This window comes from Paraburkholderia sp. (assembly GCF_047605525.1).
Taxonomy (GTDB): Bacteria; Pseudomonadota; Gammaproteobacteria; order Burkholderiales; family Burkholderiaceae; genus Paraburkholderia.
Genome location: NZ_JASGFN010000021.1, coordinates 32,765 through 55,694 on the forward strand (window position 1 = coordinate 32,765; position 22,930 = coordinate 55,694).

At 61.0% G+C, this 22,930-nt stretch carries 15 protein-coding genes and 1 pseudogene; 13 read left to right on the forward strand and 3 right to left on the reverse strand.

From position 1 onward, the window contains the following. Positions 1 to 7: 7 nt before the first annotated feature. Entirely contained in the window at positions 8 to 1,867 is a 1,860-nt protein-coding gene (locus tag QM685_RS26550; RefSeq protein ID WP_415121210.1) for an extracellular solute-binding protein, read from the reverse strand. Positions 1,868 to 2,114: 247 nt separating this feature from the next. Next, positions 2,115 to 2,456 carry a hypothetical protein gene (locus QM685_RS26555; protein ID WP_415121019.1) on the reverse strand — a complete coding sequence of 114 codons (342 nt, stop codon included), beginning with the start codon at positions 2,454 to 2,456 and terminating at the stop codon, positions 2,115 to 2,117. A 481-nt stretch (positions 2,457 to 2,937) separates the two neighbouring features. On the opposite strand from QM685_RS26555, the gene QM685_RS26560 reads away from it, so the two are divergent. From QM685_RS26560 to QM685_RS26570, 3 genes and pseudogenes are all read left to right on the forward strand, one after another. Beyond that, a complete protein-coding gene (locus tag QM685_RS26560; protein ID WP_415121021.1) occupies positions 2,938 to 4,224 on the forward strand; it encodes an MFS transporter in 1,287 nt (428 codons plus the stop codon). A gap of 19 nt (positions 4,225 to 4,243) precedes the next feature. Then, positions 4,244 to 6,665, forward strand: a pseudogene (locus QM685_RS26565) (TIM-barrel domain-containing protein). A gap of 124 nt (positions 6,666 to 6,789) precedes the next feature. Further along, positions 6,790 to 7,974, forward strand: a complete 1,185-nt coding sequence (locus tag QM685_RS26570) for a porin (RefSeq protein ID WP_415121023.1) — start codon at positions 6,790 to 6,792, stop codon at positions 7,972 to 7,974. Positions 7,975 to 8,058: 84 nt separating this feature from the next. Here the strand turns inward: QM685_RS26570 and QM685_RS26575 are convergent, their stop codons facing one another. Continuing rightward, a complete protein-coding gene (locus QM685_RS26575; protein WP_415121025.1) occupies positions 8,059 to 9,342 on the reverse strand; it encodes a cystathionine gamma-synthase family protein in 1,284 nt (427 codons plus the stop codon). Positions 9,343 to 9,545: 203 nt separating this feature from the next. Between QM685_RS26575 and QM685_RS26580 the strand changes: the two genes are divergently transcribed. From QM685_RS26580 to QM685_RS26625, 10 genes are all read left to right on the forward strand, one after another. Further along, positions 9,546 to 10,871, forward strand: a complete 1,326-nt coding sequence (locus tag QM685_RS26580; RefSeq protein WP_415121027.1) for an MFS transporter — start codon at positions 9,546 to 9,548, stop codon at positions 10,869 to 10,871. A 583-nt stretch (positions 10,872 to 11,454) separates the two neighbouring features. Continuing rightward, a complete protein-coding gene (locus QM685_RS26585; protein ID WP_415121029.1) occupies positions 11,455 to 12,243 on the forward strand; it encodes an enoyl-CoA hydratase/isomerase family protein in 789 nt (262 codons plus the stop codon). Further along, positions 12,236 to 13,708, forward strand: a complete 1,473-nt coding sequence (locus QM685_RS26590) for an MmgE/PrpD family protein (RefSeq protein WP_415121030.1) — start codon at positions 12,236 to 12,238, stop codon at positions 13,706 to 13,708. Before QM685_RS26585 ends, QM685_RS26590 begins: the two co-directional genes overlap by 8 nt. 74 nt (positions 13,709 to 13,782) lie before the next feature. Further along, complete coding sequence (locus QM685_RS26595) at positions 13,783 to 14,850, forward strand: polyamine ABC transporter substrate-binding protein (protein WP_415121032.1); 1,068 nt, start codon at positions 13,783 to 13,785, stop codon at positions 14,848 to 14,850. Positions 14,851 to 15,021: 171 nt separating this feature from the next. Then, entirely contained in the window at positions 15,022 to 16,302 is a 1,281-nt protein-coding gene (locus QM685_RS26600) for a porin (protein WP_415121034.1), read from the forward strand. Between the two features lie 313 nt (positions 16,303 to 16,615). Then, positions 16,616 to 17,389 carry an ABC transporter permease gene (locus tag QM685_RS26605; protein WP_415121036.1) on the forward strand — a complete coding sequence of 258 codons (774 nt, stop codon included), beginning with the start codon at positions 16,616 to 16,618 and terminating at the stop codon, positions 17,387 to 17,389. 2 nt (positions 17,390 to 17,391) lie between these two features. Continuing rightward, positions 17,392 to 18,210 (forward strand): ABC transporter permease, encoded by an 819-nt coding sequence (locus tag QM685_RS26610; protein ID WP_415121038.1) that lies wholly within the window; start codon positions 17,392 to 17,394, stop codon positions 18,208 to 18,210. A 37-nt stretch (positions 18,211 to 18,247) separates the two neighbouring features. Then, on the forward strand, positions 18,248 to 20,941 hold the full coding sequence (locus QM685_RS26615) for an AMP-binding protein (RefSeq protein WP_415121040.1): 2,694 nt from the start codon (positions 18,248 to 18,250) through the stop codon (positions 20,939 to 20,941). Continuing rightward, positions 20,938 to 22,014, forward strand: coding sequence for a hypothetical protein (locus tag QM685_RS26620; RefSeq protein ID WP_415121042.1), 1,077 nt, complete (start codon positions 20,938 to 20,940; stop codon positions 22,012 to 22,014). The genes QM685_RS26615 and QM685_RS26620 overlap by 4 nt, the downstream gene beginning before the upstream one ends. 111 nt (positions 22,015 to 22,125) lie before the next feature. Next, the gene (locus QM685_RS26625) at positions 22,126 to 22,890 is read left to right on the forward strand and encodes an HpcH/HpaI aldolase family protein (protein ID WP_415121044.1); all 765 of its coding nucleotides are present in this window, start codon (positions 22,126 to 22,128) and stop codon (positions 22,888 to 22,890) included. Positions 22,891 to 22,930 lie beyond the last annotated feature (40 nt).

Consider the following 22,930-nt stretch of genomic DNA (forward strand, 5'->3'; position numbering starts at 1 on the left):
GGCGCGGCTACGGTTTCGGCTGTATGTCGGCCGGCGGCGGCGTTTGCGCATGCGTTTGCGCATCCGTTTGCGGCTCCCCGTACCACCACATCGAGGTGATCCAGCCTTCCGCGCCATAGTACAGCGGCAAGGTCTTCGGCCACGCAAGGCCGCGCTTGAACGCGACACGGTGCGTGCCGCTGTACCAGTGCGGCACCACATAGTAGCCATGCATCAGCAGACGGTCGAGCGCATGCGCCGCGTCGGTCAACTGCTCGCGCGTTTGCGCATGCACGAGCGCGTCGAGCACCGCGTCGACCGCGGGCGACTTCACGCCGATCACATTGTCCGAGCCGGTCGTATCGGCGGCCTTGCTGCCGAAGCGGTTGATCTGCTCGGAGCCCGGCACCTGCACGTCCGGCATGCGGATCGTCGTCACGTCGAAATCGAACGCGTCGAGACGCTTCTGATACACCGCGTAGTCCGCCGCGCGAAACGTCGCGGTAATGCCGAGCTTCTGCAGATTGCGCGTGAAGGTCGCGACGATCGGCTCCATCGACGCGGCCGAGCCCGAATCGTCGAGGATCTCGAACTGGAACGGCTCGCCCTTCGCGTTGCGCAACGCGCCGTCGCGATAGACCCAGCCGGCCTGCTGCAACAGATCGCGCGCCTCGAGCAGATTGGCGCGCAGCGAGCCGGGCGGATCGGTATCGGGCTGCTTCGGCATCGGGCCGAACACGGCCGGGTCGAGCTTGTCGCGCCACGGTTCCAGCAGCGCGAGTTCGCCCGGCGACGGCAGCCCCTTCGCCTGCCATTCGGTGTTGGCGAAATAGCTGTCGATGCGCGTGTATTGATTGAAGAACAGTTGCCGGTTCAGCCATTGAAAATCGAGCGCGAGATCGAGCGCGCGGCGCACGCGCACGTCCTGGAACAGCGGCCGGCGCGTGTTCAGGATGAAGCCCTGCATGCCGGTGCCGTTGTGTTGCGGGAATTCCCGCTTGATCAGCTCGCCGCTGTCGAATTTCTTGCCGACGTCGCGCCGCACCCAGTTGCGCGCGACGTACTCGACGAGCGCGTCGTACTCGCCGGCCTTGAACGCTTCCAGCCGCGCGGTGGGGTCGGCATACAGCTTGTAGACGATGCGCTCGAAGTTGTTCGTGCCGACGCGCACCGGCAGATCGGCGCCCCAGTAGTTCGGGTCGCGCCTGAAGGTGATCGTGCGGCCGTTGTCGTAGCTCTCGATCAGATACGGGCCGCTGCCGATCGGCTTTTCGAACGCGAGCTGATCGAACGGAGTGCGGCTGCCGTCCGGCTTCATCCCCCATTTGCGCGAGAACACCGGCATGCTGCCCGCGAGTAGCGGCAACTCGCGGTTGCGATCGCGAAACTCGAAACGCACCGTGTGCGGATCGACGACGACCGCGCGCTTGATCTCACCGAAAATCGACGCGTATTGCGGCGCGGCCTGCGGGCTTTTCAGCGTGTCGAGCGAGAACTTGACGTCGTCGGCGGTGACGGCGTCGCCGTTCGAAAAGCGCGCGCGCGGGTTGATGTGGAACGTGACTGACAGGCCATCGGGCGCGACGACGATGTCGTCGGCAAGCAGCCCGTATGCGGACGCGACTTCGTCGGCGCTGCCGATCGTCAGGCTCTCGAACATCAATTCGAGGCCCGGCGCCGGATTGCCGCGCAGCGTGAACGGATTGAACTTGTCGAAGCTCGTCAGACGGTTCGGGTTCGCGAGTACCAGCGTGCCGCCCTTCGGCGCATCGGGATTGACGTAATCGAAATGTTTGAAGCCGGCCGGATATTTCGGCTCGCCGTATTGCGCGATCGCATGAACCGCGTAGGCCCGCGGCGCGGCAAGCAGACTGGCGAAGGCCAGCATGATGGCGAGCGCGGCGCGCAAGGGTCCGTGGATCACGCTGTGTCGAAATGCAGCAGGCGTTTGAACCCGTCGCGAGCCAGTTGTCATAGAGGTCTTGCTGGTGAGTGGGCAATGGCGGTGGGGGGAATTCTACCCAATTCGTCCGCGCAGTCAGCCGGCTCGATGCAACGACCTGCCCCGCCGTCAAACGCGCGCGCCAAAGAAAAACCGCCCTTGCGGGCGGTTCCTTTCATCGGCGCGGCGCAACTCAATGCCAGCCGCGACCGTGATCGTAGCGGTCGTGACCATAGCCGCGGCCCGGCGGATGGTGGCGATACCAGTCATCGCGCGCCCAGTAGCGATGGCCGTCCCAATAGCGGTCGCCATGCCAGCCGATCACGATTGCCGGACCGCCGTACACGGGCGCCGGCTGATAGACGACGGGCGGCGGCGGAGGCGGCGGCGGTGCGTAGACCGGAGCCGGTGCAACGTAGACCGGTGCGGGAATGCCGATATTGACGCCGACATTGAGGCCGGAAGCCATCGCGGCGCCCGATGCACCCAACGTCAACACCCCGAGCAGAAGCGGAACAAGACGAGCGGACTTCATTGATCACCCTTTATAGGAACGTGTTTTGTTGGCGGAAATATAGCGCAAGGCAGCGTGGCGCGTATTTCAACTTTGTAATAACTGATGCTGAAAATCGCGCGTTCAGCCGACGGGTAACGTCTGGTTACATCGGACAGACGGTGGTGAAAAAACGCCGCAAAGGGCGCCGTTAACGGCGATCCGCATGGTCCCGGCGCCTGCGCTTGCCTCACTCATCACAAACGAACATTTTTATGTTCGAAAGAAAATTAACGACCTATATTCTTACATGCAGTCATCAGATCACTCTTCTTGCCTGATGAGGTATTCGTTAAATTTTTCCTGTAAATCAAGGAACATTACCCGATACATCATGGTTTCCCCTTATATCAACGTTCGTTCCTAGTGATAGGATGACCGACACTGAAGACTAACAAATGTTCGAATTCGCGCATGACCGTCCGTCTCCCGGCGGCGGCTCCATGTGCCACGGAGACTGATTTTGAAAACGATCAAGGGATTGCGCTGGTGGATCATCGCCCTCGTGTGCGTCGGGACGATCGTCAACTATCTGTCGCGCAACGCGCTCGGCGTGATGGCGCCCGAGCTGATGAAGCTGCTGAACATGAGCACGCGGCAGTACTCGTATGTGGTGGGCGCATTCCAGGCCGGCTATACGCTGATGCAGCCGGTGTGCGGCCTGATCATCGATCTGATCGGTCTGCGGCTCGGTTTTGCTCTTTTCGCCTGCCTGTGGTCGCTGACCGGCGTGTTCCACGGTTTCGCGAGCGGCTGGCTGTCGCTCGCGGCGCTGCGCGGCTTGATGGGCCTCTCCGAGGCGGTCGCGATTCCGGCCGGCATGAAGGTGGTCGCCGAATGGTTTCCCGATCGCGAGAAGTCCGTCGCGGTCGGCTACTTCAATGCGGGCACGTCGCTCGGCTCGCTGCTCGCGCCGCCGCTCGTCGTGTTCCTGTCGCTGCGCTACGGCTGGCAGAGCGCGTTCGCGGTGACCGGCGCGCTCGGCTTCGTGTGGGCCGCCGCGTGGTATCTGCTGTACCGTTCGCCCGCCGATCACACGCGCGTCACCGAAGCCGAACGCACGAAAATCCTCGACGGCCAGGCGCCGCCCGCGCCGCAGCGCGCGAAAGTACGCGAGGTACTGCGCACGCGCCGCTTCTGGGCGATCGCGCAGGCGCGCTTTTTCGCCGAGCCCGCATGGCAAACCTTCAGCTTCTGGATTCCGCTTTACCTCGCCACACAGCGTCATATGGATCTGAAGCAGATCGCGATGTTCGCGTGGCTACCGTTTCTCGCCGCCGATCTGGGCGGCCTGTTCGGCGGCTACCTGTCGCCGTTCCTGATGAAGCATCTGCGCGTGCCGCTGATCTGGTCGCGCATCTCGGGCGTCGTGCTCGGCGCGCTGATGATGCTCGGCCCGGCGTCGATCGGGCTCGTCGCATCGCCTTATCAGGCCATCGCCCTCTTCTGCGTCGGCGGCTTCGCGCACCAGATGATCTCGGCGCTCGTCAACACGCTTGCCGCCGACGTGTTCGATCCGGGCGAGGTCGGCACCGTCGCCGGCTTCGCGGGCATGGCCGCGTGGATCGGCGGCCTCGGTTTCTCGCTGATGGTCGGCGCGCTCGCCGATTCGATCGGCTATACGCCGCTCTTCGGCGCGCTCGGCGCGTTCGACATCATCGGCGCGGCGCTGCTGATCTTCCTGATGCGCGGCGTGCCGCGCCACGGCCGCGCGCGCCGCGCCGAGCTCAGCGCCAATCCTGCTGCGTGACCTTTATCGAAGACTCATCATGCGATCACTGACCAATCTCAAACATCCGCCGCGCTTCGCGTTGTCGTCCACGGCCGGCAACCCGATCGTTCTCACCGCGCAGCCGAACTGCCGCATCGAGCTGTTCGTGCTCGCGCAAGACATCATCCGCGTGCTCGTGCTGCCGGACGGCGACACGCGCGGCCCGCGCACCTGGGCGATCGCGCCCGGCGCCGACGACGTGCCGCTCGAAGGCCGCGAGCGCCGCGACCTGAGCGGCTTCACGCCGCCGCCGTTCACGGTGACAGAAAACGCCGGACACGTCGTGATCGAGACCGCGCGCGCGCGTGAGCGTCGCGCTCGACGGCGGCGCCTGCGCGTGGGACATCCAGCACGACGGCGCATGGCATCGCGTGATGAACGACCGCAAGACCCAGGCGTACAACTTCGGCTGGTGGGACTCGCGCATCTATCACTATGTCGAGCGGCGCCGCGACGAAATGTACGTGGGCCTCGGCGAGCGCGCCGGCTCGCTCGATCGCGCGCATCAGAGCTTCGAGATGCGCAACATCGACGCGATGGGCTACAGCGCGCGCACCACCGACCCGCTCTACAAGCACATTCCGTTCTACGTCACGTGGCAGCCGCAAACGTCGACGGGCTTCGGCATCTTCTACGACACACTCGCCGATTGCCGCTTCGACATGGGCCGCGAGCTCGACAACTACCACGGCCACTATCGCCACTTCATCGCCGAGCATGGCGATCTCGACTACTACTTCATCGCGTCCCCAGGCACGCCGCTCGACGCGGTGCGCCGCTTCACGTGGCTCACCGGGCGCCCCGCGTGGATGCCGAAGTGGGGCCTCGGCTACTCGGGCTCGACGATGAGCTACACCGACGCGCCGGACGCGCAGCAGCAGATGGGCGAATTCATCGAACGCTGCCGCGAGCACGACGTGCTGTGCGATTCGTTCCATCTGTCGTCGGGCTATACGTCGATCGGTCCGAAGCGCTACGTGTTCAACTGGAATCACGAGAAGTTTCCCGACATCGACGGCTTCGTGCGGAGCTATCTCGACCACGGCGTGCGTCTGTGCGCGAACATCAAGCCGTGCCTGCTGCAGGACCATCCGGCGTTCGATGAAGTCGCGCAGGCCGGGATGCTGATCGAAGCGCCCGACGGCGAACCTGCATGGGTGCAGTTCTGGGACGAAGTCGGCGCGTATCTGGACTTCACGAATCCCGCGACGATCGACTGGTGGAAAGCACGCGTGAAGGATGCGCTGCTGAAATACGGCATCGCATCGACGTGGAACGACAACAACGAGTTCGAGATCTGGTCGCCGCATGCGATCGCGCGCGGCTTCGGCAACGCGTATCCCGCGCACCAGGCGAAGGTGCTGCAAACGCAACTGATGATGCGCGCGTCGCGCGACGCGCAGCGCGAACATGCGCCCGACAAGCGCCCGTTCCTCGTGTCGCGCTCGGGCGGCGTCGGCATGCACCGCTACGTGCAGACGTGGTCCGGCGACAACTACACGTCGTGGGAAACACTGCGCTTCAATCTGAAGATGGGCCTCGGACTGGCGATGTCGGGCGTGTCGAATAGCGGGCACGACATCGGCGGCTTTTCGGGTCCCGCGCCGGAACCGGAGCTGTTCGCGCGCTGGGTCGCGTTCGGCATCTTCCTGCCGCGCTTTTCGATTCACTCGTGGAACGACGACGGCACCGTCAACGAACCGTGGATGCACCCTGAAGTGACGCGGCAGGTGGCGGACCTGATCAAGCTGCGCTACCGGCTGATCCCCTATCTGTACGAACTGCTGTGGCAGTCGCATAGCGCGTACGAACCGGTGTCGCGGCCGATGTTCGCGGAGTTTCCGCATGACCCGCGCTGCCTCGCCGACGGCGACGACATGATGCTCGGCTCGTCGATGCTGGTCGCGCCGGTAGTCGACGCGGGCCGGACCACGCGCGACGTTTATCTGCCGGCCGGCTCGCGCTGGGTGTCGTACTGGAGCGGCGAGGCGTTCGACGGCGGTCGGACGGTCACGCTGCCCGCGCCGTTCGAGCGGCCCGTGTTCCTGGTGCGCGAAGGCGGCGTGATTCCGCTGAACATCGCCGGGCAGCACTTCGGCCGTCCCGCCGACGAACGCGCGTTTCTCGCGGTGCCGTATGCCGGCGCGGGCACCGCGCAAGGCGGCTGCATCGAGGACGACGGCGACAGCGAAGCATGGCGCAGCGGCGAGCAAGGCCGCTGGAACGTCACGCTGAGCGGCGACGCAAGCACGTTGCGCATTTCGGTCGAACGTCCACGCTGGATGCAGCACGCGCAGCCGCGAGTGCGCATCTTCGTGCCGATGCACGAGACGCGCGCGATTGTCTGCGAGAACGGTACGCTCGAGGCGGACCATACCGCGGACGGCTGGCGCTGCCTGACGATTGCGCCGCCGCACTGAAACACGGGCGCACCGCGAAGCACCAAGGCACGCGAAGCACCCGAAAGCACGACGAGGCACTGAAAACAAACCGCAGCGGCCTGAGCGATCAGGCCATCCATCTGAATCCGGAGACACGTCCATCATGAAATCCATCCAGTGCACGCGTACCCGCGCGTTCGCCCTCTGCTGCCTGCCGTTTGCGGGCGCGGCGTTTTCGACCAGCGCGGCGGCGCAAAGCAGCGTCACGCTGTACGGCGTCGTCGACAACGCGTTCAGCTACGTGAGCAACCAGCACGGCCACTCGAATTTCTACATGAGCCAGGGCAACCTGCAGGCGAGCAAGTTCGGCTTCCTCGGCTCGGAAGATCTCGGCGGCGGCACGAAGGCGATCTTCCGGCTCGAAAGCGGCTTCAATTCGCTGACGGGCGCGCAAAGCACCGCGGGCTACCTGTTCAATCGCCAGGCGTATGTCGGCCTCGCGAACGACCGCTACGGCACCGTGACGCTCGGCCGGCAATACACACCCTACTTCCAGATGGTCGGCGCGCTCGGGCCGACCGGCGTGCTGACCGGCGCGACCGGCGCGCACCCCGGCGATATCGATGCACTCGATACGACGTTGCGCTTCAACAACTCGGTCACCTATCTGTCGCCGACGGTCGCGGGCCTGCAGGCAAGCGCGCAATACGGTCTCGGCGGCGTGCCGGGCAGCATCGCGAACGGCAGTCATTTCAGCGCGGCGTTCCGTTACGACTACCAGCCGGTGTCGGTCGCGGCCGGCTACGTGAAGCTCAAGGACATCGCGACGAGCGCGGCGCTCGGCAGCTTCGCGATCAACTCGCCGGTCAACAACGGCTACGCGAGCGCGCGCAGCGCGCAACTGTTCGCCGCCGCGGGCCGCTATAGCTGGCATGACCTGATGGTCGGCGTCAACTACTCGAACGTGCAATACGCGCCGGGTAACGGCTCGCTGTTCCTCGACAAGGCCGTGTTCAACACGTACGGCGTGATTTCGACCTACCGGCTCACGCCGAGCGTGACCGTCGGCGGCGGCTACAGCTTCACGCAGGCGAGCAAGGCGAACGGCATCAGCGATCCCGCGCACTATCACCAGATCTCGCTGGAACAGACCTACAACCTTTCGACGCGCACGACGCTGTATGCGCTCGAGGCGTATCAGCATGCGAGCGGCAAGTCGCTGATCGCGGCGGGCAGCGGCGTGGGCATTGCCGACGCGGTCGCGGTGGTCGGCGACTCGCAGAATACGACGCCCTCGTCGGGCCCGTCGCAGTTCGTGGGGATGGTGGGGTTGCGACACGCGTTCTGAGCCGCGTGAACGTGGCGGGCGGCGCTCTTTTCCCTGAATGAGGAGCGCCGCACGCTGGCTGGAGTGAGAAGTAAATTCCCTGCTTCAGCAGTGCTCCAGTGCGTATGCAAGGTCGGCGATCAGGTCGTCCGGATGTTCGAGACCGACTGATACGCGGATCAGCCCCTCCGACACTCCCGCAGCCGCGCGCGCGTCGACCGGAACGCCGGAGTGCGTCGTCGAGGCAGGATGGCAGATCAGCGACTCCGTGCCGCCGAGGCTGACGGCCGACCTGAACAGCGTGAGGTGGTTGATGAAGCGGAACGCCTGCTCGCGGCCACCATCCAGGATGAAAGCGAACGTCGAGCCTGGTCCACTGCATTGACGCTGATAAACGTCCTGGTATGCCGGGTCATCGATGAGCTCCGGATGCAGCACGCGCACGGGACGATAGGGATTGCCGGCGAGCCATCGAGCGACGGTGCCGCCGCTGCGAGCGGCCTGTTCCATCCGCAGCACGAGCGTCTCCATCGAGCGCGCAATCATCCACGACGAATGCGGATCGAGCTGGGACCCCAGCGCGCTGCGGATGGCGCGCACTTTCGTGACGAGGGCGCGGCTGCCCGTGACGCCCCCCGCCACCAGATCACTGTGCCCACCGATATACTTTGTCAGCGAGTACACGCTCAGGTCGATGCCCTGGCGCGCCGGCTTCTGGTACAGCGGACCGAGCAACGTGTTGTCGCATATCGAAAGAGGACGGTAGCCGTGCCGCGCTTCGAACGCATCGATCTCGTGGCGCAAACCTTCCAGATCGAACAGCGCATTGGTCGGATTGGCCGGTGTCTCGATGTAGCACATACGCACGTTACCTTTCCGCGCAGCCGCTTCGAGCGCGTCGCGGATCGATGACACGGAAAGACCATCGTTGATCACCTGGGAACGGATGCCCCATTCGGGCAGGAACTTCGAAATCAGCGTTTCGGTTCCGCCGTAAAGCGGCGCGGATTGAACCACGCAGTCGCCCGGTCGGAGGAATGCCAGCAGAATGGCCGCGATGGCGGACATCCCGCTGGACGTCACCACCGCGGATTCGGAGTCGTCGAGAAGCGCCAGACGATCCTCGACGATTTCCAGATTCGGATGGTTGAAGCGGCTGTACACGAGCCCCGAGCCTTCTCCGTCCGGCGCGGGCTTTCGACCCGAGACGACATCGAAGAATTCGGCGCCGTCTTCCGCGGTGCGAAATGCAAACGTCGACGTCAGAAACACGGGCGGCTTGACCGAGCCTTCCGACAGGAAGGGATCGTAGCCATATGACATCATCTGCGTTTCAGGGTGCAGTTCCCGATCGGCAATCTTGCGTTTGTGATAGTTGCGGTAGGCCATGCTTTGCTCCTCGCCAGAATTGGGGGGCGTAGTGCGCCGTGCCCGTGGCACGGGGCGCATTGCATTCATAGATTACCAATCTGCCCGCGGGAGATGCGAGCTTCCTGGACTTCAGATGCGATTGGTCTTACCTTCATGCGATCCGGCGGCGGGCAGGCCGCTGGTTCGTTTGTCATTAAAAGAACCCGTCAGGAGAGAATGAGGTGACAGACAGATCCGATTTGGGCATGGGAAATTCGCGGATTGGCACGCAACCGGCTGGCGTCGCTGCGCGGCCGCGTATCCGCTCGATCGTCGGTGGACTGGCAGGCAACCTGATCGAGTGGTACGACTTTCTGGCGTACAGCATTTTCTCGATCTATTTCGCGAAGTCGTTCTTCCCGAGTGACAGGCCGACGGTGCAACTGATGAACACCGCGGCAATCGCGGCCGTCGGCTATGTCGCGCGTCCGCTCGGCAGTTGGCTCATCGGTTTCTATGCGGACCGGCACGGTCGCAAGTCGGCCCTGACGTGGTCGGTGACCGCGATGTGCATCGGCTCACTGATGATTGCGCTGACGCCGGGCTATGCGACGATTGGCGTGCTCGCGCCGACCGTGCTGATCGCGGCCCGTCTGCTGCAAGGGCTCAGCATGGGCGGCGAGTACGGCACCAGCGCGACCTACCTGAGCGAGATCGCGCCCGCCAATCGCCGCGGGTACTACCTCGGATTCCTGCAGGTCAGCGTGGTCGCCGGGCAACTCGTCGCGCTGGCGCTGATGCTGCTCATGCAGAACCTGCTGATGACCGCGGACCAGATCGAGCGCTGGGGATGGCGTGTGCCCTTCCTGGTCGGTGGCGCGCTCGCGCTGTTCGCACTGTACATGCGGCGCAACGTGGTCGAGTCGGAGGCGTTCCAGCGCGGCGCGCGCGAGGCGGGACCATCCGTCGTCACGCAACTGCGCACGCACTGGCGACAGATTCTGCTGGCGATCGGCATCACGGTTGGCGGCACCGTCGGCTTCTACACCTACACCGTGTACATGCAGAAGTATCTGGTGAACACAGTGGGGCTCTCGAAGGAGATGTCGACGCTGGTGTCGGCCGCCGCGCTGCTGCTTTATATGCCGCTGCAACCACTGTTCGGTCTGGCCTCCGATGTGTTCGGGCGACGCCCGGTGCTGATCTGCTTCGGGTTGTCGACCGCGGTCTTCTCCGTGCCGCTCTTCACCGCGCTGAGTGTCACCCACAATCCGCTGGTCGCGTTTTTGCTGGCGTTCGCCGGCCTCGTCATGCTGAGCGGGTTCACGTCGGTCCACATGCTCGCGAAAACGGAACTGTTCCCCGTGCGCATCCGTGCGCTTGCGGTGGGATTGCCCTACGCGTTGACGACCGCCATCCTGGGCGGCACGACCGAATTCGTCGCCTTGCGGTTCAAGGCGAGCGGACACGAACCGTACTTCTACTGGTACGTGACGGTGTGGGCGGCGATCTCGCTCGTAGTCTATCTGCGCATGCCGGAAACACGCGGCCGCTCTACGGCGACGTAGTGCGTCCGTGGAGTGAGCGAACGATAGTCGCGGCGATTGGCTTTTTTGTCGGGTGGCCGCCCGGCCTTCCGGAGATGCGGCGCCTGTGCAGCCACGCACCGGATCGTCGCCACGCTGCGCCGCTCGGGCCTTGGGGTCGTGCCGATCTCGACGAAGCAGCGGCGTAGCTGCGTTACTGCACGATGTCACACACGTTTCATTCGGCCACACGAAACGTCTGGATTCGAGGTATCGGTTTCCACCAGTACGACATGGATATCCTGCTTCTGCAGGTAATCGGCCAGCGCAAGCGAGACAAAGCTCTCCGTCCTGAGCAAGCCGCTGCACGATTTCTTCCAGCGTGTACCTCTTCTTCTGAGCGTGACTGATCTGGGCATGCATTGATATCGCCCGCAAGAGACGCGTCCCTATTCTGCTCCTCAAGCACGTGCGCGCCCTCTTCCGTCCGCTTGGACCGGAAGCAAGCGCATGCGCGGTTTCCGGCTCCATCCAGGTTAAATACCCATCCTGACGCGCTTGACAGGGGTATTTTAGCTGTAGATAGTATCGATTATCGAATCTATAATATTGCTATTCAATACAAATGACGTCGATAACGTATATTTCGACGGATCTCCGTGGCGATGTGCTCGTTATCACGCTGCAGAGATCTGACAAGCTCAACGCATGGAATCTGCCGATGCGCGAGCAGCTTTCATCTGCATTGCGTGCGGCCGACGCTGACGCCGATATTGCCGCCGTCGTGCTGACGGGGGCCGGCGAGAAGTCGTTCTGTGCCGGCGCCGATATCGGCGAAATCGCGCGTCACGCTTTGCCTTCCGATGTCAAAAATAGTCTGGATTCCTGGCGACGCTTTTATGCATCGATTCGCGGCTTCGGCAAGCCGCTCGTCGCCGCGCTGAACGGACTCGCGGTTGGCTCTGGTTTCCAGATCGCCTTGCTCGCCGACTTTCGCGTCGCCCATGCCGACGTGCGCATCGGTCAGGTCGAAATCAATTCGGGCATTCCGAGCATAACGGGCTCGCTGATCATGTCGCTGCGGATTGGCACCGCGCGTGCGCGCGAGCTGTCTCTGAGCGGTAGAACCCTGGATTCGACAGAAGCACTGGCGCTGGGGTTGATTGACCGCGTCGTACCGCGCGAACAGGTTCTACGGGAAGCGATCGATGTCGCCGCAATGCTCGGCTCGAAATCGTCGACTGCGGTCCGGCTGACGAAGGAATGGTTTCGCCGCTGGGAACAATCGCATATCGATGCAGCGTTCGAATTTGCCGAGGCCGCGCAAATCGCGGCGCTCGAGCATGGCGAAATGTCGGATCGCACCAGGCAATTCGTTAATCGCAAAAACGGCTCGGAGAGAATTGATGAATGACAACGGCGTCGCTTCGGAACCAGTACCCAATCCGACCGAGCAGCTCGCGCACTATATTGCAAACTTGCGTCTGGAGGACGTCCCCGCGGACGTTGTCGCCGAAGCAAAGCGCTTCGTGCTCGATCTGACGGCGTGTGTCGGCGCGGCCGCCCGCTCGGAAATCGGCCCCTTGAGCACCGAACTCGCTCGCATACTCGGCAGCGGAAGCGAAGCGTCAGTTGCCGGCAGCGCGCAGCGATTCACGGTCGCCGCGGCCGCTTACGCGAACGGCCGGCTCGGCAACTCGATGGACTTCGAAGAGGCCTATCCGTCCGGCGTTCATTTCGGCTGCGGTGCGTTCGCGGCCGCGCTGGCGATTGCGGAAGCGCGCAAGCTGTCTGGCCGCGAATTCCTGCTTGCCGTCATCGCCGGATACGAACTCGGCGGCCGCATCTCCGAGGCATGCGGCACATATCTGAAAGTCGAAAACGGTCAGGTCGTCGGCTTGCCCGACGTATGGGGCATCGCTACCTGCGTCGTTTTTGCGGCGGTCGGCGCGGCGGCGAAGGCACTCAATTTCGACACGCCGCTGATTGCGCAAGCCTTCGGCATCGCGGGCTCGAACACGCCCGTCCCGATCGGTGCGAAATGGTCGGTCGAAGTCGATCTGCCGAACACCAAATATTGCGACACCGGCTGGTGCACGCTGGCCGGCGTATTCGGCGCGTTGTCGGCCGAAGCCGGCTCAACCGCCATACCGACGCTTCTCGACGGCCCGCGCGGGCTGTTTCGGATGACGGCGATCATGGAACCGGATTTCGACGCACTGCTCGACCGTCTCGGCGAGCGTTGGCTGTTGCGCGACATCATGTACAAGCCATGGCCCTGCTGCCGCTGGATGCACTACCCGCTCACCGCCCTCGAACACCTACTCGAGCAGCACACGATCGTGCCGGAAGACATCGAAGAAATTGTCATCGAAACGAATTTCTGTGCGATGTCGGAGCGTTTTTTGAATCCGAATCCGTCCAATTTCATCAGTAGACAGTTTAGTTATCCTCATGCAACCGCGATGAGGCTTCTAAACGTGCCACCCGGTGAACAATGGCTATCCGCCAACGTCGATAACGATCCGCGCGTGCGACGTCTGCGCGATTGCGTGAAGGTCGTCGAACACGCCCGCGCGTCGGAATTTCTCGAATCGATGGAGAAATCGAGCGACCGCATCGTCAAGTACATGCCGAGCGCGATCGTTTTGCGGACCCGTACCGATACGTTCCGCGCGGAGAGCGATTACGCGTGGGGCGATCCGTGGAATGCAGAAACACGCTGGGGTGACAAGGAACTCGCCGACAAGGTGTCCGCGCTGCTGCCACCCCACGGCGCGCATGAATTGCTGGAAAAGGTAAAGACGCTCGAAACACAGCCCGATATCGGTTTCATTGCGAGCGCTCTACGCTCAGCCGCGGAAATACGCGACGAGTGAGACGGGGTCGCTCGGGCGGCAGTCGAAACGCCGCTCGCGATTGCGAAACGATGTTGAAAATTGCGGGAGATTCCATGTCAAGTTCTTCGGATTCGAACATATCGTTGAAGCGCCGGGCATTCGTCGGAGCGGCCGGCGCAGCGATTGCGGCACCTTTCATTCTGATTCCGGGCCGCGTACGCGCGAGTCAGAAACCGCTCGTTCTCGTCAGTTGGGGCGGCCTTGCCGCGCAAACGATCAAACGCGAATGGAGCGATCCATTCACGCAGGAAACGGGAATCCCGGTAATCATCGCAGAAGGCCCCGATCTCGCCAAAGTTAAGGCACAGATTCAGACGGGCAATATCGACTGGGATATCGTCGACATGCCCGGTTCGATGGCGATGGCCGGCGCACGGAACGGGTTCTGGGAGACCGTCGACACACATATCGTCGACCAGTCGAAAGCGTTGCTCCCCAGCACGTCACACGACATGGTGCGGATGTACCTCTATCCGGGCGGCGCCGCGTGGGGCTCCAAGCATGCGGCAGCGGGCAAGCATCCCGTGAACTTCCCGCAATTGTTCGACACCGCGGCCTTCCCCGGTGCGCGTGCGCTACGCGCACGGGTCAGCGAAACGCTCGAGATGGCCCTCGTCGGATCGGGTGTCTCGCCGAAAGGCCTTTATCCGCTCGATGTCGAACGCGGTTTCCGCGCGCTTGATCAAATCAAGCCCTACGTTCGTAAATGGGCAGCCGAAACGGCGCAAATGACGAGTCTTCTGCAGACGGGCGAAGTCGATTTCAGCTACGCGTACAACAGCCGGATCCGTGCAGCGCAGGCGTCCGGCATCGCGCTCGATATGTCTTTGGCGCAATGCACGCTTGCCTCGATTTATTACTGCGTAGTCAAAGGCAGCAAAAACAAGGAAGCGGCAATGAAATTCATCAACTTCGCGCTGCGACCCGACAGGCAGGCTGCATTCGGCAATGCGATGAGCGGCATCCCTAATACGAGAACAGCGCGCGAAATGATGCAACCTTCCGCGCTCAAATGGATTCCGAATCTCGCTGACCCGAATCACATCGTCGTTGACGATGTCTACTGGGCAACGCACTACGACGCATTGAACGCGCGTTTCATGGAATGGATGCTGAGCTAGGAACATCCTCGGAAAATCTCTAAAGCCTGCATCAACACTGATTTACCGTCAGCCAAGGCGAAACGCAGACGTCTTGCGCATTCCTGGAGATCTTTCACCGTCTATTTTTAGAACAACTTGACGGACAACGCGCCTAATTTTTTCAGTTTTACTAATTAACATTTCACAAACATGATCCTGGAACGATGTGCTGCCGTCAGGATTTCCATCATCTCACCGTCAACGGGGAACACCATGTCAGGATTGATCGAAATGCGTGATACCAATGAATATGTGAACAACAAAGCCGAACGACTTACGCATGAATGTACGCGCTCATCGTCGAGCACATTCACTCGCCGGAAATCCATCGGCGTTCCATGCATGGCTCTGGCGATCGCGGCAGTGAGCTGCGGTACGTCGTCGGCACACGCGCAGTCGAGCGTGACGCTGTACGGCCTCATCGACGTCGCCGTCTATCACCAGACAGGCGTAGCGGGTGGCAGCGAGACGATGATGAGCGAAGGCGCGCTACAGGGCAGCCGCTTCGGCCTGAAGGGCGCCGAAGAACTCGGCGGCGGCTGGAAAGCGATTTTCACGTTGGAAAACGGCTTCGCCGTCTATAACGGCAAGCTTGGCCAGCAAGGCCAGCTTTTCGGCCGCCAGGCATTCGTCGGACTATCGTATAAAGGCAGCGCTACGACGCAGTCTCTGACCTTCGGGCGTCAGTACACGGCACCGTTCCTGATCTCGAGCTTGTTCGACGCGCTGCAATGGGCGAACCCGCTGTCGTTGAGTTGGCCCTCGTTGCTGATGGGTTGCCGTTTCGACAATACGATTCAATACAGCTTCAGCGGCTACGGGATTAATACGATGCTCCAATATTCGGTCGGCGGCACACCGGGCAGCGTCACTGTCGGTTCCACCCTGGCCGGCAGTGCGATGTATTCAACCGGGCCTTTCACACTTGGCGGAACATTCGAAAAATCGCGCGACGCGAACGATAAAACGATGAATTACGCCGGTATTCACGCCGGGCTCTCACTCGGCAACGCCAAACTCTATGCGCAATATCTGCTTTCGCTGCGTGACCCGGATTTCACGCCTGGTGCGTCGGGCACGACCACGCCGCTGGCAAACGCAAGCCTGCTTTCCAACGCCGGCAATCCCAACACGCGCCGCGACGGCGTGATCGTGCTCGGCGCGAGCTATCTTTTCGTGCCGGCATTGCAGGGCTCGGTGGGCTTCTTTCGCGATCACGTCAGCGGTGCTATCGACGGCGGACGAGGCGACGTGACGACCGTCTATTCGGTCCTCGACTATTTACTGTCAAAGCGGACCGACGTGTATGTGGAGGCCGCATTTACGCGTCTCAGCGGAGCGGAGATCAACGACAAGTTCGTACCGTCAGGCACCTTCAACGGCGGACGCTCCAGCACACAGGTCGCGCTCGGGCTTCGCACGCGGTTCTGACCGGCTTTGGCGGATCGACAACGAGCGGCCTCGAGCGCTCCGTTTCCTTCGCTGCCGTCGCCAGGCCGCGCATCGCGTCGTGCATCGACCCCGCACCATGGACGCTTGACTTTGCCGTTTTGGCAAGCAATAGTATTGCAAAGCACAACACATATATTGGATATCAATATATCTTACGAATATGACCGCGATACCCCGTCATCAGAGTGACGTGAGCAGCATCCGTCAAAAGCCAGCCGAACGAGTGATAACTTTAGTTCGCCAACCGAAGTATTCACACACTGTCGTGTTCTTGACGCCAGGTACCGCGATCATGCTGGTCGCCTTTCTTCTGCCGCTCGGCCTCGCAATCTGGACGAGCTTCCACGGCGCGGATGGTTGGACGACCGAGGCCTATAGGTTGCTCGCGAAGAATTCGCTTTTCTGGCGCGTAATCGACAACACGTTTCAGATCGCATTCTTTTCAAGCATCGCAGCCATATTGCTTGGCTATCCGCTCGCACTGCATATGTCGGCGCGTAGCGAACGAACGCGCCGCTTTCTTACGATGCTCGTCCTCATTCCGTTCTGGACAAGCATTCTGGTCAAGAGCTATGCCTTTATCGTGATCTTTGGGCGTGATGGTTTGCTCAATCAGGCCCTGCGTGCATCCTTTTTCCCGTTCGGTCCGGTCGAGGTGCTTTTTACGCGGACAGGCGTGGCGATCGCGATGGCGCACCAGATCATTCCGTTCGTTGTACTCCCGTTGCTGTCGAATCTTCTGTCGATCGATCAGAACCTTCTGCGCGCCGCAAAGCTTATGGGTGCATCGCCATTCGAAGTCTTCTGGCGCGTGACGCTACCACTGACGTTGCCCGGTATCGCCGCGGCGTTCATGATTTCGTTCACGTTGGGTCTCGGCGCTTATATCACCCCTGCCCTTCTCGGCGGTCGCTCCGATTTGATGATCGCCAACCTGATCGACCTTCGGCTGCGCGAAACACTGGACTGGCCTGGTGCATCGGCGATCGCAATCACGTTGACCGTGATCGCCGGCCTGTTGATTGTCGGGTCGCGGTTGCTGCGCCGATACAAGTCGGAGATCTGACGATGGGATCGCAACGCAAGTCCGCGTCGCTGCGCACGGCATTCCGGCCGCTCAATATTCTCGTCACGCTAATTTATGCGTTCCTGCTATTGCCGACACTGATCGTCATTCCAATCTCGTTCAGCCCGACCGGCACGCTTGCGCTGTCGCATCCGTCACTGGACCTCTATCGCGCGTTCCTCGGCGACTCGGCCTGGACGGATGCGCTGGGACGCAGCATGATCGTCGCCGTCTGCAGCACGGCGATCGCGATACTGACCGGCGTTCCGGCTGCATTCGCGCTCAATCGTGTATTGCGCGGCCGCTACCGGACGTTCATTGGCTCCTTCCTGAACGGGACGTTCGTCGGTCCACTCGTGCTGCCGACGGTCGTCATCGCGCTCGGTATCTATCTGCTCTTTTCGCCGCTGCATGTGATCGATTCTTTGTACGGACTCGTCTTCGCACATGCCGCATTCATCATGCCGTACGTTTTCGTCACCGCGACCTCCGGATTAAAGCAGGTCGAGCAAGGCGCCGAAGTCGCGGCGAGGCTGATGGGCGCGAACTGGTTCACGATTTTCATTCGGGTAACGCTTCCGCAGATGTGGCATTCGGTGTTTTCCGGCGCATTGCTCGCGTTCCTGATGTCGTTCGACGAAGTAGTGATCGCGTGGTTCATTACGGGTACCAGCACGCAGACGCTGCCAGTCAAGATGTACAGCTCGATTCAATGGGAAGTTTCGCCAGTGCTCGCCGCTGTCTCCACGGTGTTGACCATGGGATCGTTGCTGATCTGCGTCGCGGCATTTTTCAGCCGGTCCGAAAAGCCGATCGCCTGATTTTTAGTATTAGTCGTCATTTTCCGGAGACGTCGAAGTGCAATCCAGCGCCATTCAAGACTTCATTTCCGACTACACGATTCGCAAGCTAATCGACGGGCTCGTCGAAAGCGATCCTGATCATGTGCTTTGCCATTTTGAGAATCGCGCTTATACAATTCGCGAACTCTCGGAGAAAGCCGATCGTCTTGCATCCGCGCTGCTTGATACCGGAATCGAAGCAGGCCAGCGTGTGCTCGTAATGTTGCCACAGCACATCGATCATGTGATCACGATCTTCGCGATGCTCCGGACCGGCATAATCTGGGTGCCGATCAACATTCACAGCAAAGGCGACGCATTGGCGTTTCTGGCCGGCCATGCCGATCCCGCCGCCGCTATCGTCGACGCCACATATCGCGATACATTCGAACGGCTGCTGGAAACGCAATCGATTCCACTCGTCATCTGGCGTGACGGCGGCACGTCCAAACTCAGCTTCGAACAGATGCTGAACACACCTCCGACGAGAAACGCGTTGCCGTCGCCGGCACCCGACGACGTGCTGTGTCTCAGTTACAGCTCCGGCACGACTGGCGAGCCGAAAGGCTCGCTCGTCACGGATCGCGCGTTGCGTGCCAGCGCCGGAACATGCATCCATGTGGCCGGTATGGAAGCAGGCGACGTCATGCTGTTGTGGGAGCCGCTCCACCATTTGGCGGGCGGGCAGGTTCCGCTCATTGCACTGCTGAAAAAAGCGACATTCGCACTTGTCAGGAATTTCAGCGCGTCGCGCTTCTGGTCCGATGCGAAGCTTTATAACGTCACGCATATTCATTATCTCGGTGGCGTACTGCCCATCCTGCTAAAGCAACCGCCAAGCCCGGCCGAGTCCGATCACCGCGTTCGGATCGCATGGGGCGGCGGCTGCCCGGCGCAGGTTTGGCATGCAGCCGAAGCACGCTTCGGCGTGACGATCCGCGAAGGATACGGCCTCACGGAAGTGACGAGTTTCGTCACAGCGAACCGGACCGGACGCGAAGGATCGATTGGCCAGGCCATTTCGCCTTTTAACGTCTATATCGTGGACGAGGCCGGTCGACCGGTCGGCGATAACGTGACGGGAGAAATCGTCGTACGGCCGGAATTTCCCGGTCTGACTTCGAAAGGATATTTCCGCAACCCCGAAGCGAGTGCCGCAATGACGCGTGACGGCCAATTCTTTTCCGGCGATCTCGGCTACCGGGATAAAGATGGATATTTCTATTTCGTTGGTCGAAAGAAAGATAGCGTGCGCCGCCGTGGAGAAAACATCTCTGCGTGGGAAGTCGAGCGGGTGATCAATCAGCATCCGTGCGTCGAGGAATCCGCGCTGATCGGTGTGCCGAGCGACGTCGGCGAGGACGATCTGAAAATCTTCATTCGGACTACGGCCGGCGCGACACTCCAGCCGGAAGACCTCATCCGGTGGTGCGAAGACAAAATGCCGTACTTCCAGATTCCACGCTACGTAACGTTCGTCGACGACTTTCCTCGCACGCCCACGCATCGCATCAGGAAGCCCGATTTACCCCGATCCCTTAACGATTGCTGGGATCTCGATGCGTCCGGTTATAAGCTTCGTCGTAATGCCAAACCGACATCGGAAAAGCGCGCCGAACCCACTGCCCAGCAAAGAGAAACGAAGATTTCGTTTCGCGGCGTACAAAAGTGCTATGGCAACAGCACCGTGCTGGCGCCAACTGATCTCGATATCCGTGCCGGTGAGTTTCTGACGCTGCTCGGACCGAGCGGTTCAGGTAAAACGACGCTGCTGAACATTCTCGCCGGTATTACTGAACCAAGCGACGGTGAACTATGGATCGACGGTCGCAACGTGACGAACTTGTCCTCGGGCCAACGCGGCATCGGCATGGTGTTTCAGAATTATGCGTTGATGCCACACCTCACCGTGTTCGAGAACGTCGCGTTTCCGCTGCGAATCCGCAGAATGGCGAAAGCCGAGATTCGTTCGCGCGTCGAACGTGCGCTTTCGCTCGTCGACATGGAGCAATTCGCCGATCGCCGTCCGAAACAGTTGTCGGGTGGACAGCAACAGCGCGTGTCGATCGCACGCTGCCTCGTGTACGAGCCGTCGATCATTCTGATGGACGAACCGCTCGGCGCACTCGACAAGAAACTGAGAACGCAGTTGCAAATCGAGATCAAGCGCCTGCACGATCGGCTCGGCTTCACCGCATTGTATGTGACACACGATCAGGACGAAGCGATGTCCATGTCGGACCGCATTTGCCTGATGGATGCGGGAAGAATCGTCCAGATCGACAGCCCGAAAGACCTCTATTTCAGACCGCGATCGCAGTTCGCGGCGAATTTCCTCGGCGAAGCAAATCTGCTCGAAGTAAAGTTCGTCGGTCAGCGAAACCGCGCACGCTTTGAAGGACTGGGCGGCGAGACACTTTACCTGCCGCCTTCGACCGATGCCGCCATCGATAGTAACCATCTGCTGCTGCTGCGGCCAGAGAACGTACGGATACTTGACGAGCGCAGCGATGCGGACAACGTAGTCTCCGCGACAGTCGACGACGTTATCTTTTTCGGCGGTCAGACGCGAATCAGCGCTTCGATCAACGGGCACAGCATCGTCGCGAAACAACCGACAGGAACGGACGAGATCGATCTAAAACCGGGCGACGGCGTACGCCTCGGATGGGCGAATGAAGCGATGAAGATCATTTCGGATCGGACATGAAAGATCTTTTGATCCACGATCCTACGGCACCCGATGCGGCGCGATGCGCGTTAGCGTGCCGGCTATGGCAGCTTCAATTTTCGGCACTCAATCTGATTACGTATCGGGAGAAAGGCGCAGCGGAACTCGGCCATCTCTGGCGCGGCCTGCTGGGCGCATCGTCTCAGTCGCAGTTTCTTCGCGGTCTGGAGAAACTAGGCATCGATAGCTCTGGACCGCCCGCGGTCGTCGCCGGCAAGTATCACTTCTTTACCAACCTGATCGGCGGTTTGCATATGCAGTACATCGAGGAATCGCAGAGCCGCGTATGGAACAGAAACTTGGGGCCGATGTGGGCGTTTCCGGGTCTATCGATGCTCTCCATCCCCTCGACGATACGCCGCGAAATTATGGGTATCTGGCATCCGAACGACGGCGCATTGCTGGGATCCGCGCGTCTCGGCTGGGTGATTACGAAGACGATGACCGAAGGTCATCCGTATGACGAAGGCTATTTTTTCGAATACCCATACGACTTGCGCACCGACGAACGCGTGCGTTACGAGGTGGCCGGGCGGACGCCCGAATGTATCGTGTCGGAACAGCCGAAGCTCGATGCGATTCTGTGGCCGCAGGCTCGCGTGCTCAAGGCGCGGAGACGATATGTCGGCAGTTATTTCAAAGCCGCTTTCGAATCACTCGTTGCACGCCACGGTGAGACGGTTGCGCAATACCTTCTCGCGCAAAGCCAGCGATGCCTCGCTGTGCAGTTTACCGGTGCACTGATGAAGTCCCAGGCGATCGAGGGTTCCGGTGCAGCGGCGTATGGTGCCTTCGTCAGTTCACTGCTGACCGCGTGCGAACAGGATCACGAGATCGTCACGTCGACGTCCAGTCACATCCGGATGCACGTTTCGCCGCATTTACAGCCATTCGACGACGAGTTGCGCGAGGAGACCAGGCGCTCGCATTTCGAGTTTTTCACCACCGCGGCTCGCGTCATCAACGGACGGTTGTCGGTTACACGGCAGCCGGCCGGAAAGACGCCGTTCGAAATCTGGGACATTCGGGACACGGACGTCTGGCAATGGTGATGCAGCATGACGCGATGCAGCGCACAAAGGCGTATCGGGCGATATTCCCCCTCCCATGAACAGTGGTCAAAACGCACTCCGATAAACCGATTCGAGCGGAAGGAAATCCGAATGAACGGCAATCAGCATCTGAAGTCACTTTGGCGAGATCGCAAGCCTGCTTATGGAATCGTACTGGCAAGCGGAAGCGTCGTCGCGGCCGAACTGGCGAAGATCGCGCAATACGATTTCGTCGTCGTCGACATGGAACATGGCTTCGTCGACGACGACGTGCTGTTTCAGTTGCGGCTCGCCCTGGAAGGCGGCCGTACCAGTGCGTTAGTACGAGTGCCCGGCGGCGACCGGCGCTCGATCGAAAAGATCATGGATCTAGGTTATGACGGCGTGCTCGTTCCGAATGTCAAAGATGACGAGCAAACCAGAGAATTGGTCTCGCTCTGCTGCTACCCACCACTCGGAACACGGGGCCATGCAAGTACTGTCCGCGCCTTGAAATATGGTGTAGACCCTCAACACGCATCTGATTCATCGGTGAACGATTTCATCATCGTAACGATGATCGAAAGCGAATTCGCGTCTTCGTGTGCGTCGCAGATCGCTTCCGTCGACGGCGTCGATGCGGTGATCGTCGGCCCATTTGACTTGTCCGGCGACCTCGGCTCGATCGGCGATTTTGCCAATCCGCGTTATCGCCAATGTCTCGACGCAATCGAAAACGGAACCAGGATGGCAGGCAAGATTCTGGGTACGGCGCCCCATGGCCCCTATACCGTCGACGAGCTCATCGCACGCGGACACCTGATGCTGACGATCGGCTCCGATATCGGACTTCTGCGGGATTCCTTCATTCGGCAAGTTGAATCCATTCGAACCTGAACGGCTGTCCGCTTTTGCTTCCTGTCCGCGGTTACGCTAC